This window comes from Kribbella sp. NPDC051770 (genome assembly GCF_040681455.1).
Lineage (GTDB): Bacteria > Actinomycetota > Actinomycetes > Propionibacteriales > Kribbellaceae > Kribbella.
On sequence record NZ_JBFAYT010000004.1, the window covers coordinates 489,210 to 503,804 of the forward strand.

12 protein-coding genes are annotated in these 14,595 nt (G+C 69.3%); 7 read left to right on the forward strand and 5 right to left on the reverse strand.

All coding sequences use genetic code 11. From position 1 onward, the window contains the following. Positions 1-66 precede the first annotated feature (66 nt). Entirely contained in the window at positions 67-630 is a 564-nt protein-coding gene (locus tag AB0M01_RS17200) for a single-stranded DNA-binding protein (RefSeq protein WP_363670346.1), read from the reverse strand. 92 nt (positions 631-722) lie between these two features. Then, on the reverse strand, positions 723-1,013 hold the full coding sequence (rpsF, locus tag AB0M01_RS17205) for a 30S ribosomal protein S6 (RefSeq protein WP_344177900.1): 291 nt from the start codon (positions 1,011-1,013) through the stop codon (positions 723-725). 257 nt (positions 1,014-1,270) lie between these two features. Here rpsF and AB0M01_RS17210 point away from each other — a divergent pair, with 257 nt between their 5' ends. Next, positions 1,271-2,074 carry a deoxyribonuclease IV gene (locus AB0M01_RS17210; RefSeq protein ID WP_363670349.1) on the forward strand — a complete coding sequence of 268 codons (804 nt, stop codon included), beginning with the start codon at positions 1,271-1,273 and terminating at the stop codon, positions 2,072-2,074. Here the strand turns inward: AB0M01_RS17210 and AB0M01_RS17215 are convergent. Further along, on the reverse strand, positions 2,071-2,463 hold the full coding sequence (locus tag AB0M01_RS17215; protein WP_363670351.1) for a hypothetical protein: 393 nt from the start codon (positions 2,461-2,463) through the stop codon (positions 2,071-2,073). The genes AB0M01_RS17210 and AB0M01_RS17215 overlap by 4 nt on opposite strands. A 22-nt stretch (positions 2,464-2,485) precedes the next feature. Further along, positions 2,486-3,700: an MFS transporter gene (locus AB0M01_RS17220; RefSeq protein ID WP_363670353.1), complete on the reverse strand. Its 1,215-nt coding sequence runs from the start codon at positions 3,698-3,700 to the stop codon at positions 2,486-2,488. Positions 3,701-3,777: 77 nt separating this feature from the next. Between AB0M01_RS17220 and AB0M01_RS17225 the strand changes: the two genes are divergently transcribed. The 4 genes from AB0M01_RS17225 to AB0M01_RS17240 all read left to right on the forward strand — a co-directional run bounded on the left by AB0M01_RS17225 (position 3,778) and on the right by AB0M01_RS17240 (position 8,097). Next, positions 3,778-5,100, forward strand: a complete 1,323-nt coding sequence (locus AB0M01_RS17225) for a glycoside hydrolase family 27 protein (protein WP_363670355.1) — start codon at positions 3,778-3,780, stop codon at positions 5,098-5,100. An 86-nt stretch (positions 5,101-5,186) separates the two neighbouring features. Next, positions 5,187-6,317, forward strand: a complete 1,131-nt coding sequence (locus AB0M01_RS17230; RefSeq protein WP_363670357.1) for a peptidoglycan bridge formation glycyltransferase FemA/FemB family protein — start codon at positions 5,187-5,189, stop codon at positions 6,315-6,317. A gap of 4 nt (positions 6,318-6,321) precedes the next feature. Continuing rightward, positions 6,322-7,323 (forward strand): alanine racemase, encoded by a 1,002-nt coding sequence (locus AB0M01_RS17235; RefSeq protein ID WP_363670359.1) that lies wholly within the window; start codon positions 6,322-6,324, stop codon positions 7,321-7,323. A gap of 42 nt (positions 7,324-7,365) precedes the next feature. Beyond that, the gene (locus AB0M01_RS17240) at positions 7,366-8,097 is read left to right on the forward strand and encodes a methyltransferase domain-containing protein (RefSeq protein ID WP_363670361.1); all 732 of its coding nucleotides are present in this window, start codon (positions 7,366-7,368) and stop codon (positions 8,095-8,097) included. Here AB0M01_RS17240 and AB0M01_RS17245 read toward each other — a convergent pair. Then, positions 8,087-9,292, reverse strand: coding sequence for an MFS transporter (locus AB0M01_RS17245; RefSeq protein WP_363670363.1), 1,206 nt, complete (start codon positions 9,290-9,292; stop codon positions 8,087-8,089). The two genes, AB0M01_RS17240 and AB0M01_RS17245, sit on opposite strands and share 11 nt — an antisense overlap. Before the next feature lie 118 nt (positions 9,293-9,410). Here AB0M01_RS17245 and AB0M01_RS17250 point away from each other — a divergent pair, with 118 nt between their 5' ends. Then, positions 9,411-10,298, forward strand: coding sequence for a LysR family transcriptional regulator (locus AB0M01_RS17250; protein ID WP_363670365.1), 888 nt, complete (start codon positions 9,411-9,413; stop codon positions 10,296-10,298). Positions 10,299-10,622: 324 nt separating this feature from the next. Next, complete coding sequence (locus AB0M01_RS17255; RefSeq protein WP_363670367.1) at positions 10,623-14,582, forward strand: GH92 family glycosyl hydrolase; 3,960 nt, start codon at positions 10,623-10,625, stop codon at positions 14,580-14,582. The last annotated feature ends 13 nt before the right edge of the window (positions 14,583-14,595 follow it).

Consider the following 14,595-nt stretch of genomic DNA (forward strand, 5'->3'; position numbering starts at 1 on the left):
CTCCTCCTAGCAGAGCCCGGCACGGGTGCCGGAATGGTCAGAGTGACAGTGAGATCCTGCGGCGGATCAGAACGGGGGCTCCTCCATGGAACCGCCGCCCTGGCTCGCCCAGGGGTCGTTCTGCGGAGCCTGCGACTGACCGCCGCCGCCTCCACCCTGCGGGGACGCCCAGGGGTCGTTCTGCGGGGCCTGGTTGCCGCCGCCGCCGAACCCTCCCCCGGAGTTGCCGCCACCACCGAAGTTGCCGCCGCCCTCGCCGCCTGAGCGCGAGGCCCGGGTGACCTTGGCGGTGGCGCTGCGCAGGCTCGGACCGACCTCGTCGACGTCGATCTCGAAGACCGTGCGCTTGTTGCCCTCACGGTCGTCGTACGAACGCGACTTCAGCCGGCCCTGCACGATCACGCGCATACCGCGCTGCAGCGACTCGGCCACGTTCTCGGCGGCCTGCCGCCAGACGGAGCAGCTCAGGAACAGCGACTCGCCGTCCTTCCACTCACCGGACTGCCGGTCGTACGTCCGTGGGGTCGACGCGATCCGGAAGTTCGCGACGGCGGCACCGGACGGGGTGAACCGCAGCTCGGGGTCGTCGACAAGATTGCCGACCAGTGTGACGACGGTTTCGCCTGCCATTACCGTTCCTCCTGCATTCGGGTGTGTCTGTGTCCACAGCTATCAGTAGCGGCTGGCGCCGACAGTACCGATGCTGCTGACGACCCCAGGGTTCAGTGCTGGTCCGGCCGGATGACCTTGGTGCGCAGGATCGACTCGTTCAGCGTGAGCTGACGGTCGAGCTCCTTCACCACAGCCGGCTCGGCGGTCAGGTCGATGACGGCGTAGATGCCTTCGGCCTTCTTCTTGACGTCGTAGGCGAGCTTGCGACGACCCCAGATGTCGAGCTTCTCGACCGTTCCACCTTCCTTGCGGACGATGTTCAGGTACGTGTCGAGCGACGGCTCAACGGTGCGCTCTTCGAGCTCCGGGTCGAGGATCACCATGACTTCGTAACGACGCATGCGCGAACTCCACCTCCTTCGGACTTGGCGGCCACGGTCTCTCCGTGGCAGGAGGGCGATGCGAACACCCGGCTCCGGCAATTGCCGCCGAAACCAAGCAAGCAGCCCGGTCGCTGGACCGGGCCACACCAGAAGAATACCAGCGGCCGGACCGTCTCCTGACCACCTCCCGGGGCCTGTTGACAACTCCGGGTCAGCACTCCGTCACCGTCCGGGCTCGGCGGCGGGCTGTCGGTGGGTGGTTCTAGGGTGGGTGCATGAGTTTTCAGCTTGGGGCGCACGTCGATCAGGAAGACCCGCTGGCCGAGGCGGCCGACCGGGGAGCCGACCTGGTGCAGTTCTTCCTGGGCAACCCCCAGGACTACAAGGCGCCGAAGCTGGCGTACGCCGACGGCGAGGAAGCGCTGAAGGAGCGCGCCGAGGCCGCGGGCGTCGCGCTGTACGTGCACGCGCCGTACCGGCTGAACGTGGCGAACACGAACAACCGGATCCGGATCCCGAGCCGCAAGCTGCTGCAGCAGACGCTGGACAAGTCGGCCGAGATCGGCGTCAAGGGCGTGATCGTGCACGGCGGGCACGTCGGCGACGAGGACGACCCGGAGGCCGGTTTCGACAACTGGCGCAAGTGCATCGAGCGGGCCGAGCTGCCGGTGCCGCTGCTGATCGAGAACACCGCCGGCGGCGAGAACGCGATGGCGCGCCAGCTGGAGCGGATCGAGCGGCTCTGGGAGGCGGTCCAGGCCTCGGGGAACGACCGGCTGGAGAACGTCGGGTTCTGCCTGGACACCTGCCACTTCCACGCGGCCGGCGAGGAGCTGCCGACGATCGTGGAGAAAGTGCTCGCGATCACCGGGCGGATCGATCTGGTGCACGCGAACGGATCCCGCGACGAGTTCGGGTCGGGCGCCGACCGGCACAGCAACTTCGAGCAGGGGCACATCGACCCTGCCGACATCGTCGCGGTGGTGAAGGCCGCGGGAGCGCCGGTAGTGGTCGAGACGCCGAACGCAGACAACGGGCAGAAGGCCGACATGGACTACCTGCGGGCCCACCTCAACTAGCTGGTCGGTTCGGCCGGCTTGAGGTTGTAGAGCCAGTACGTGATGCCCCAGGGCAGCAGCAGCGCCAGGGAGCCGGTGTCGCGCGCCGGGATGAGGATGTCGGCGCCGACTGCTGCCACGACGCACAGCGTCGAGACGTGGAAGAGAGTCAGCGTCCCGGTGACCGGGCGGCGCAGTTGCAGCCGACCAGTGGCGCAGGCGACGTACAGGGCGGTCAGACCCAGCATCAGTACGGCGGCCAGCGCCGCACCGGCCCACGCGACAGCGCCGTACTGGCTGTTGGACTTGCTGATGTCGGCGGCCAGGAACAGCGTGACCACCAGGCACAGCGCCGCGCACACCCAGTAGAACGTGCTGGTGCGATCGGTCGTCGGTTCGGCATCCGCCATGCGCCGGACCGTACCGCAACGCTCAGGCCGCCTCCGGCACTGGCTCGGCGTACGCCGCACTCCGCCACGGCAGCACGAAGGCGCTGGCCAGGCAGCAGATCCCCGCGACCAGGAACGTCAGCCGGATCCCCATCAGCCCGGCGAGCACGCCACCGACCGCCATGAACGCCGGCTGCACGGCCCGTGAGGTGATCGACCAGGCGGTGAACACCCGCGCCATGTAGCCGTCCTCGGTGACCTGCATCCGGTACGTCGCGAACGACGGGTTGAACGCGCCGGCTGCGGTGATGATCAGCGTCTCCGCCACGATCAGCACCAGCAGCCCGCCGACTCCCGGCGTCGCCAGCGGAAGCATCAGCACCCACGGCGCCCGCAGTACGCCGAACAGCAGCAGCATCCGGTGCAGCCCGAGGCGAGGCGTCAGCCGCGGCGCGACCCACGCGCCGAGCACCCCGCCGGCGCAGGGCAGCCCGAAGACCAGCCCGTACTGCCACGGCGGCATCCCGAGGTCGCGCAGCATGAAGACCGACAGCAACGGCGATGTCATCATCACCGGCCCGCCGAACAGCTGCGAGTTCAGGAACAGCACCCGCAGCCCGCGCTGCCGCCAGATGTAGCGCCAGCCCGCCGTGATGTCGGCCTTCTCGGTACGCCGTACCGGTACTGGCTCGGGGTGCCGGATCCGGCTGATCCCGAACGCCGACAGCAGGAACGAGACCGCGTCGAGCGCCAGCGTGAACGTCGCGCCGATCAGCCCGATCAGCGCGCCCCCGACCGGCGGGCCGACGCTGAGCGTGATCCACGCGGTCTGCTCGAACCGCGCGTTGGCCGTGCCGAGCTGCTCGGCCGGGACCAGCGCCTTGAGGTGCGCGCCGCTGGCGGCCGTGAACGCGATCAGCGCCGCGGCGTGCAGGATCCCGACCACGCACAGCTGCGCGTACGTCATCACGTCGAGCGCCGCCGCCACCGGAACGCTGAGCAGGACGGCGAACCGGACGAGGTCCGCCGCGATCATCACCGGCCGCTTGTACCGCTGCTCGATGAAGTCGCCCATCGGCAGCGCCAGCGCCGCACCCGCCACCGCGGACAACGCGGCCAGCAGCGAGACCTGGAACGTGCTCACGTCGAGCACGAGTACGGCGATCAGCGGCAGCGCACCGAACCCGACCGCACTTCCGGCGGCGCTCACCGTGTAGGCGAGCCAGAGACGACGGAAATCCACACCCAGCGACGGCATCCGGCGATGCTAGAACGCGGCACCGACAGAAACCCTATTTGTTGCCAGAGTTAAGTAATGACCATAGGTTCGAGGGCATGACCCTCCGAAAAGTAGTCACCTGCGCAGCAATCGCCCCGCTGCTGGCCGTCGCCGTCACGGCGCCGGCGGAGGCGAAGGCACCGCACCCGCAGCCGTTCATGGGCTGGAGCAGCTGGAGCATCGGTTCGACCAAGGCGCCGGGTTACGGCGGCGACTGGATGGACGAGGCCCGGGTGAAGAAGACCGCCGACACGATGGCGGCCAAGCTCAAGCCGGCCGGGTACCGCTACATCAACCTCGACGCCGAGTGGAGCAAGACCCGCGGCGACTGGCAGGCCAACAGCGACGCGAACGGCATCCCGAGCGCCGACCCGGTCCGCTTCCCGAACGGCATCAAGCCGGTCGCCGACTACGTGCACAGCAAGGGCCTGAAGCTCGGCATCTACGGCGCGATCGGCCTCGAGAAGAAGATCTACGACCAGAACGTGCCGATCGCCGGCACCAGCTGCACCGTCCAGCAGATCACCGTCCTGCCGCTGACCACGGCGAACAAGTGGGGCGACAACTGGATGATCGACTACACCAAGCCGTGCGCGCAGAAGTACATCGACTCGGTGGTGAAGAAGTTCGCCTCCTGGGGCGTGGACTTCCTGAAGATCGACGGGATCCTGCCGTCCAGCGTCGCCGAGATGGCGGCGTACTCGAAGGCGATCGACAAGTCCGGCCGGAAGATCTGGCTGAGCGGCAGCGCCTGGCCGGTCGACATCGCGGCCGCGGACGGGCTGCGGCCGTCGGTGAACGGCGTCCGGATCGACACCGACGTCGAGTGCTACTGCGACACCACGGCGACCTGGGAGAGTTCGGTCGACAACCGCTGGGAGGACCTGCCGAACTGGCTGCCGCACCTGCGCTCGAACTACCTCGGCGACCTCGACTCGATGCCGATCGTGAACAACAGCGGCACCGGCCTGCAGGACGGCATCAGCAACGTCGAGCGGCAGTCCGTGTTCACGTTCTGGTCGATGGCCTCCTCACCCCTGTACGTCGGCGGCGACCTGCAGAACATCGACGACGCCGCGGTCAAGATCCTCACCAACCCCGAGGTGATCGCGCTGGACCAGTCCGCGGTGCTGCCGACCCGCGTCACGGCGGGCGACCTGCAGGTCTGGAAGAAGGTCGTGCACGGCAAGACGTACGTCGCCGTCTACAACCTCGGCTCGGCCCCGGCCGACATCAAGGTCGACTTCAAGTCGGTCGGCGCCGGTCACCTGCGCCCGGTCCGGGACCTGGTGGCCCGGAAGAGCCTGGGCTGGTCGTGGGACAGCTGGACCGCCCAGGACGTGCCCGCGCACGGCTCCCGACTGATCCGCATCGGTTAGTTCTGTAGGGGTGGGAGCGCTGTCAGTAGTGGCGGATTCCTCCGTCGGCTACGGTCTTGCGCTCCCGCCCGGTAACCTGACCGACCGTGAGTGACTTGAGCATCCGGACCATCTCGGCCGACGAGCACGCGGCGTACCTGGCGGCCCAGCCGTCGGCGAGCTTCCTGCAGACCCCGGGCTGGGCAGCGGTGAAGAGCGAGTGGAAGGCCGAGTCGCTCGGCTGGTTCGACCCGGCGAACCCGGGTGAGCTGGTCGGTGCCGCACTGGTGCTCTACCGCCAGATGCCGAAGGTGAAGCGCTACCTGGCCTACCTGCCCGAGGGCCCGGTGATCGACTGGGACGCGATCGACCTCGGCCGCTACCTGCGGCCGCTGGCCGCGCACGCGCAGGAGATGGGTGCGTTCGGGCTCCGGATGGGCCCGCCGGTACCGACCCGGCGGTGGACCGCGAAGACGATCAAGGACGCGATCGCCGGCGGTCAGCAGCCGAAGCTCGGCGACGTCCGCCCGGACGTGATCGAGCCGTCCGGCGCGACCGTCGCCGCGCAGCTGCGCGCGCTCGGCTGGAAGGCGCCCCGGGTCGGCGAGGGCTTCGCGGCCGGCCAGCCGCAGTACGTCTTCCAGGTGCCGCTCGGCGGCCGCAGCCAGGAGGACCTGCTGAAGGGCATGAACCAGCTCTGGCGGCGCAACATCAAGAAGGCCGACAAGCTCGGCGTCGAGGTCACCCTCGGCACGCCGGAGGACCTGAAGGCCTTCCACCAGCTGTACGTCGAGACCGCCGAGCGCGACCACTTCACGCCGCGGCCGCTGCCGTACTTCGTCAAGATGCAGGCGGCGATGGCCAACCAGCCGGCCGACGTCTGCGACTTCCGGCTCTACAACGCCTACCACGAGGGGGACCTGGTCGCCTCGACGATCTGGGTCCGGGTCGGCGGTCACTCCTGGTACTCCTACGGGGCCAGCTCGACCGCCAAGCGGGACGTCCGTGGATCGAACGCGATCCAGTGGCGGATGATGTCGGACGCGCTCAGCTCGGGCGCGACCGTGTACGACCTACGGGGCATCACCGACACCTTGGACCCGAACGACCCGCACGTCGGGTTGATCCAGTTCAAGGTCGGCACCGGCGGCGAGGCCGTCGAGTACGTCGGTGAGTGGGATCTGCCGTTGAACAAGGCGCTCTACACCGCATTCGACCTCTACATGAGACGGCGTTGACACCATGCCCCTGATCCTGCACATCGACTCCGATCGATGGCGCGACCATCTCCGTTCCACGTGGAACGCCGACATCATCCCGGTGGCCAAGGGCAACGGGTACGGCGTGGGCAACCCGCGGCTGCTGGCCGAGGCGCGGGCGCTCGGCGCGAAGACGGTCGCCGTCGGCACGTACACCGAGGTCCCGCCGGACTACAAGGACGACGTCGTGGTGCTCTCGCCGTGGCGCTCGTTCCTGGAGGTCCCGCAGGGCAAGAACGTGATCCACACGGTCAGCCGGCTGGCCGACCTGGTCTCGATCCCGGCCGGCAGCCGGGTGCTGATCGAGGTCCAGACCTCGATGCGCCGGCACGGGATCGGCGCCCGCGAGCTGCGGCACACGATGCTGCTGAACGCGCTCGACCGGATCAAGTTCGAGGGCTGGTCGCTGCACTTCCCGATGGGCGCCGGCGGTACGTCGGCCAACATCCGCGAGGCCGCCGAGCTCGGCAAGCAGGCGCGTGCCGTCCGGAACGGGCCGTTGTGGGTGTCGCACGTCCCGGCGCAGAAGCTCGCCGACATCGGCGACAACGTGAAGCTTCGGATGGGCACCGGTCTGTGGCTGGGTGACCGCGGCGCGTTCACGGTCCGCGCGACCGTGCTCGACGTGCACTCGGTACGCCGCGGCGAGCGCGTCGGGTACCGCCAGCGCCGGGTGACCGGAGACGGTCACATCCTGGTCGTCTCCGGCGGTACGGCGCACGGCGTCGGCCTGGAGGCACCGACCGCGGCGGCGAGTGTTCGCCAACGCGCGATCGCCGTCGCCAAGGGCAGCCTGGACGCGGCCGGGATGGCGCTGTCGCCGTTCACGATCGAGGGCAAGCAGCGCTGGTTCGCCGAGCCGCCGCACATGCAGGCCAGCATGCTGTTCCTGCCGTCGTCGGTCGCGCCGCCCGCGGTCGGGGACGAGGTCGGCGTCGACGTCCGGTACACCACGACGATCTTCGACAAGGTGTCGATGGACTGACCCGCTTGACTTCAGGTGCACCTGAAGTTGCAGCGTGGTCGCATGACAGACGAGACGTTTCTGGACCGGCTCGAGCAGATGCCCGGCGCCGGGGAGCTGCGAGCGGCGTCTTACCGGTTGCTCGGGGTGGCGCCGGGCGAGACGGTGGTCGACGTCGGGTGCGGGTGCGGGCACGCGGCCGGCGAGCTGATCGCCGACGGCGTGAAGGTGATCGGAATCGACAGCGACCCGGCCTGCGTCGCGGTGGCGCAGGCCCGGATCCCGGGCGCGATGTTTCACGTGGCACGCTCCGACGAGCTGCCGCTGGCCGACGGCTCCGTCGACGGGTACCGGGCGGCCCGGCTGTTCCACCTGCTCGAGGAACCGATGCCGACGCTCGCCGAGGCCTACCGGGTCCTGCGGCCCGGCGGGCGGGCTGTGCTCGCCGGGCAGGACTACGGGTTCCTGCTGGTCGACAGCAGCGACCAGGACCTGACTGACGTCGTACTGCTCGGGCTGGAGTCCCGGTCGGTCGCGCCGCGTGCCGCCCGGAGCTTCCGGGACTGGCTGCTCGACACCGGGTTCCACGACCCGGAGGTGGTGGTCCACAACCAGGTCGTGACCGGCCACGACGTGATGGTGAGGCAGCTGGAGCTGGCCGCTGACGCGGCGGTCGAGCGGGCGCTGATCACCCGCGAGGACGCCGACGGCTGGCTGGCCGAGCAGACCGACCGGGCCCGGCGCGACCGGTTCCTCGCCGTACTGCCGACGCTGCTGGTCTCCGCTACGCGCTGACCGTACGCCGGGAGCTCGCGACCGCGAGCACCGTGCCGATCGACAGCACGGCCGCGAACCCGATCATCGACGGCCGCAGCGCGACGTGCTGGATGACCAGGCTGAACGCGATCGACGGGAGGCCCATCCCGAAGTACGCGATCACGAAGAACGCGGCGAGCACACCGGCCCGGGACGCCGGCTGGGCCGCGATCGCGGTCTGCGTGACGGCGCTCTTGAACAGCAGGCCTGCGCCGGCACCGGCCAGGGCGGCGGCGGTCAGGATGAGCCCCAGTGAGGGCTGGTAGAGCGAGAGCGCGGTCAGCGCGAGGCCGATCGGGAACAGCAGCGTCCCGGTGACCAGCACCGCGCGCTGCGACTGCTTGCCGAGCGCGAGCTGCGCGATCGCCGAGGCCGCGAACGCGGTGAAGGGCGCCAGACCTGCGACGAAGTACGACGTGATGCCGAGCTGCCCGCGGACGATGATCGCGCCGAGCGACGAGAACAGGCCCATCAGCGCGAACGCGAAGAACCCGACCGCCGCCGCCGCGACGAACTCCGTCCGCCGTCCCGGCCGGACCGCGAACCGCACCGGGCGGTCCTGCTCGGTCAGGTCGGTGTCGACGGTCTCCGGGCTGGTCAGCACCAGGCCGAGCAGCACGACCATCAGCACACCGAACACGACGTACGCCGTGTGCACCGGCGCCGGAGCCCACTGCGCGAGTGCGCCCGCGACGAGCGGGCCGAGCGCGAGCCCGCCCAGGTTGGCGGCGGTGGCGACCAGCGCCGGGACCGGCGAGGACGGGTCGCCGGGGCGGGCCTCGTGGTACAGGTCGGTCAGGTAGGCGGTGGCCGTCGAGGCCATCAGGCCGACGGCGACACCGGTCAGGACGCGGCCGATGATCAGGCCGGGGAGCGCGGGCCAGGCCGCGAGGACCACGGCGGAGGCGATCCCGGTGAGCAGCGCGGGCACGATGATCCGGCGCCGGCCGAGCCGGTCGGACAGGTGACCGAGCAGCCGGAAACTGGTGGCCGCGCCGACGACCATGGCGGCGAACGCGACCGTCACCGTGGTCGCGCCGAAGTGGTCGCGGACCTGGTAGATCGGCCAGAGCGGGGTCGGTGCGGTACCGAACGCCATCAGCGTGAAGAAGGCAGCGGCGACGAACCAGAAGCCGGTCAGGTGCCGGGTCGTGGTCGCGGTGGTGGTGCTCATGCGGAACCTCTCGGGTGGCTGGTTGTTGTCCACAGAGGTCCAACGGCTCCGGCTTCCCGGGCGATCTCAGCTTTACTGGGACTGGAAGAGATCAATTCCATCTGTGCGGGAGATATCAGTGGAGCTGCGGCACCTGCGGCACTTCGTGGCGCTCGGCGAGGAGCGGAGCTTCACGCGGGCCGCTGAGCGCGAGCACATCGTGCAGTCCGGGCTGTCGACCTCGATCCGGGCGCTGGAGAGGGAGGTCGGGGCACTGCTGTTCGTCCGCGGGACGCGGCCGGTGCGGCTCACCGCTGAGGGTCTGGCGTTGCTGCCGGCGGCTCGGCACACGCTCGACTCGGCGGCCGCGGCACAGCAGGCGGTGCAGGATGCGCACGGCGTACTGGCTGGGCAGCTGAGGATCGGCGCGCTGCAGACGAGTGGGCACCGGTTGCCGTTCTCCGCTTGGCTGGCTGAGTTCGCGCTGGCGCATCCGGGGGTCGACATCTCGGTCCAGCAGCTGCCCGGGATGCAGATGATCGACCTGGTCGTGGACGGCCGGCTCGACTGCGCTCTGGTCTCCCCGACCATCGACCGCATCCCCGGCCTCGACGTCACTCCGCTCGACTCCGAGCCCATCGTGCTGACCGCGCCGCTCACGCACCCACTCGCCCAGCGCGAGTCGATCACCCTCGCCGACCTCGACGGCGAACGCTTCGTCGAACCGCCCGCCCAGTGGGCGATCCGCGCGATGGTCGACGGGCTCTTCCGCGAGGCGGGGCTGACCCGGCGCGTCGCCTGCGAAGTGAACGAGTGGACGATGGTCCTCGACCTGGTCGCCGCCGGCGTCGGCCTCACGCTCACTCCGACGGGCTTCGACCTCACGCCGTCCGTCGCCGCCCGAGTCCGCCAGATCCCGGTCACCGACCTGACCACCCACCGCCGTCTGGACCTGGTCCTCCCCCAAGGCCACGCCGCCACCCCCGCAGCCCGTCGCTTCCGCGAGCTGGTCCTCGCCAGCCGCTGATGCTCGGTTCCCTCATGTTGGGGGTAGGTAGCACGCCCGCCCCCGAGGCGTGCGCTTCGCGCCGCCGTTCCGCTCGTCGTACCGCGAAAGGTGGTCGTTGGCGGGTAACTTGCAGGACTGAGTGCGACGAAGTCTTGACCCGGGGTGATGCCGGTAGGGAGGATCACTGCGGACGCGGGCTGACAACCTTGTCATCGGGGCCGCGTGACCACCAGGGTGCTCGCTGTCCGGCGGGCACTTTCTGCCGTGCTAGGAGCCGAGATGAAACTCCGCCGCCCACTGGGGCTCGTCACGTCTCTGGGGCTTGTTGTGACAATGTCTGCCATGACGTCAGCGAGCGCCTCCGTTCCCACCTCCTCCCAGGCGCACCAGCAGCCGGTTGTGAGTGGGGCTTCCTACTTCACCTCCTTCGAGCCGGGGCAGCCGCAGCCCGGCTACACCGACACGGTCGAGACCGGTCCGGACGGGAAACCCCGCACCGGCGGGGTCGAGGGCCCGACGCCGACCGGGATCGGCGGCAGCGAGATGGACAAGGTCACCCAGGTGACCGCCAACGGTGAGAACACCGGCGGCGGCGAGATCGCCACCAACGTGGCCGACGGGGACAAGTTCACCAAGTGGCTGGTCTTCGAACCGACCGGCTGGCTGGTCTACCAGACCTCCGCCCCGGTGACACTGCGCAAGTACGCGCTGACCTCGGCCAACGACGCCGACGGCCGCGACCCGCAGAACTGGACCGTCTCCGGCTCGAACGACGGCCAGACCTGGACAACCCTCGACACCCGCACCGGCGAGTCGTTCGAGAACCGGTTCCAGACCAAGGAGTACACCGTCGCGAACGAGACGGCGTACACGTACTTCAAGCTCGACGTCACGCTCAACCACGGCGAGAACATCGTCCAGCTCGCCGACTGGTACCTGTCCAACGGCGCCCCGCTGCCGCCGCCCGGCGAGGTCGCCGAGTCGCGTCTCGACTCCGGCCCGACCAGCGCCTACAACGCCCGGGCCCGGACCGGCTTCACCGGCGTCAAGTCCTTCCGGTACGCCGGCCACCAGACCGCCGAGGGCCGCGGCTACACCTGGAACAAGGTCGCCGACGTCGACCTGAAGGTCGGCAAGGACACCCGGCTGTCGTACAAGATCTTCCCCGAGCACGTCGAGGGCGACCTCAGCTACCCGAGCACGTACGCCGCGCTCGACCTGGCGTTCTCCGACGGCAGCTACCTGAGCGACCTGAAGGCCAAGGACCACCACGGCTTCGGGCTCAGCCCGCGCGGCCAGGGCGACGGCAAGGGCCTGTCCACGAACCAGTGGAACAACATCGAGGCCGACCTCGGCAAGTACGCCGCCGGCAAGACCGTCAAGCGGATCCTGGTCGGTTACGACAAGCCCGAGGGCCCGGCCGACTTCCGCGGCTGGATCGACGACGTCCGGATCGCCAAGGCGGAGAACCCGGACAGCGCCGCGCAGAAGACCGCCGCGAAGCACCCGTCGGAGCTCGCGATCACCACCCGCGGCACGAACGCGACCGGTGGTTTCTCGCGCGGCAACAACATCCCGGCGACCGCCGTACCGCACGGCTTCAACTTCTGGACGCCGGTCACGAACGCCGGCTCGACGTCCTGGCTGTACGACTACGCCAAGGGCAACAACGAAGAGAACAAGCCGGAGATCCAGGCGCTGTCGATCAGCCACGAGCCGAGCCCGTGGATGGGTGACCGGCAGACCTTCCAGGTGATGCCGTCGACGGCGGCGACCCCGACCGCGGACCGCGAGGCCCGGGCCTGGGCGTTCAGCCACGACAACGAGGTCGCCCGCCCGTACTACTACGGCGTGACGTTCGACAACGGCAACGCGCTCGAGGTCGCGCCGACCGACCACGCGGCGATGCTGCGGTTCAGCTTCCCGAAGGGGAGCGCGTCGCTGGTCTTCGACAACGCGAACAACAACGGCGGCCTGACGCTGGACCCGGAGACCGGGATCGTGACCGGTTTCAGTGACGTGAAGAGCGGGCTGTCGACCGGCGCCGGCCGGCTGTTCGTGTACGGCGTCGTCGACCAGAAAGTCGTTGCCTCCGGCAAGCTCGCGGACGGCGGCGGCGCCAACGTCGGCGGGTACTTCAGCTTCGGCAAGGACGTCCAGCAGGTCCAGCTCCGGATCGCCACCTCGCTGATCGGCACCGCGCAGGCCAAGAAGAACCTGGAGCTCGAGCTCGGCGCGGACAGCAAGTTCGACAAGGTGAAGTCGGCGGCGCAGAAGCTCTGGGACGCCAAGCTGCACACCATCGAGGTCGAGGGCGCGACGGCCGACCAGCTGCACTCGCTCTACTCGAACCTGTACCGGCTGTTCCTCTACCCGAACAACGGCTCGGAGAACACCGGTACGGCGAAGAAGCCGGTGATCACCTACGCGTCGCCGGTCTCGCCGAAGGTCGGCGCCGACACCCCGACCGCGACCGGCTCGAAGCTGGTCGCCGGGCAGACCTACGTGAACAACGGTTTCTGGGACACCTACCGGACCGTCTGGCCGGCGTACAGCCTGTTCGCGCAGGACACCGCGGACGACCTGGTGAACGGGTTCGTCCAGCAGTACAAGGACGGCGGCTGGATCTCGCGCTGGTCCTCTCCGGGCTACGCCAACCTGATGGTCGGCACCAGCTCCGACGTCGCCTTCGCCGACGCCTACCTGAAGGGCATCAAGGGGATCGACGTCCAGGCGGCGTACGACGCGGCGCTGAAGAACGCGTCGGTCCGGCCGCCGACGGAGAACGTCGGCCGCAAGGGCCTGGACCGCTCGACCTTCAACGGCTACACCGCCAACTCCACGGCCGAGGGCTTCAGCTGGTCGATGGACGGCTACATCAACGACTACGGCATCGCGAACATGTCCAAGGCCCTGTACGACGCGGCGAAGAAGAGCGACCCGCGCAAGCAGGAGTACAAGGACAACTACGACTACTACCTGAACCGGGCGCGCAACTACGTGACCCTGTTCGACCCGGCGCTCGGCTTCTTCCAGGGCAAGGACGCGGTCGGCGTCTGGGGCAACTCGCCGTCGACCTTCGACCCGCGCGACTGGGGTCACGACTACACCGAGACCAACGCCTGGAACATGGCCTTCTCCACCCCGCAGGACGGTGCCGGCCTGGCCGCCCTGTACGGCGGCCGCGACGGCCTGGCCAAGAAGCTCGACGAGTTCTTCTCCACGCCCGAGGACGCGACCCACGTCGGCGGTTACGGCGGCACGATCCACGAGATGCTCGAGGCGCGGGACGTCCGGATGGGCCAGTACGGCCACTCGAACCAGCCGTCGCACCACATCGCGTACATGTACAACTTCGCCGGGCAGCCGGCCAAGACGCAGGAGAAGGTCCGCGAGGTGCTGAGCCGGCTGTACCTCGGCTCGGAGATCGGCCAGGGCTACCCGGGTGACGAGGACAACGGCGAGATGTCGGCCTGGTACCTGTTCAGCATGCTCGGGTTCTACCCGCTGCAGGTCGGCTCCCCGTCGTACGCGATCGGATCGCCGCTGTTCACCAAGGCGACCGTGAACCTGCCGGGCGGCAAGAAGCTGGTGGTCAGCGCGCCGAAGAACAGCGCGAAGAACATCTACGTCAAGGGTGTGAAGGTCAACGGCAAGAAGTGGTCCTCGACCGCGCTGCCGCACGACCTGATCGCGCACGGCGGCAAGATCGAGTTCGAGATGACCGACAAGCCGTCGAGCTGGGGCACCGGCCGCAACGACGCGCCGCCGTCGATCACCAAGCCCGGTGAGGACCCGAAGACCTGGCGCGACTCGACCGAGGACGAGGGTGCGGTCACCGCGGCCGGCGGCGTGGACGTGTCCGCGCTGACCGACAACGACTCCAAGCAGCAGGTCACGCTGACCGGGGCGGCCCCGACGGTGACCGTCACGCTGCAGCAGGGCCGGCCGGTGACGATGTACACGCTGACCAGCGGGACCACCGGCGCCGCGCCTTCGGGCTGGACGCTGGAGGGCTCCAACGACGGGACGAAGTGGACGACCGTGGACAAGCGGTCGGGCCAGAGCTGGGCGTTCCCGGCGTACACGCGGTCGTTCAGCGTGGCGCAGCCGAAGACGTACACGCAGTACCGGCTGGTGCTGACGCCGGCGGCGGGCGCCACCGGGGTGACGCTGTCGGAGCTGGAGCTGCTCGGCACGCTGAAGGGCATCGAGGCCGGCACGCACCCGAGCGAGAAGCGGGTCGCGGAGACCAGGCCGACCCCGACGCCGAGCGCGTCGATCGAGCGCAACTTCGGCTGAGAACGACGGAAGG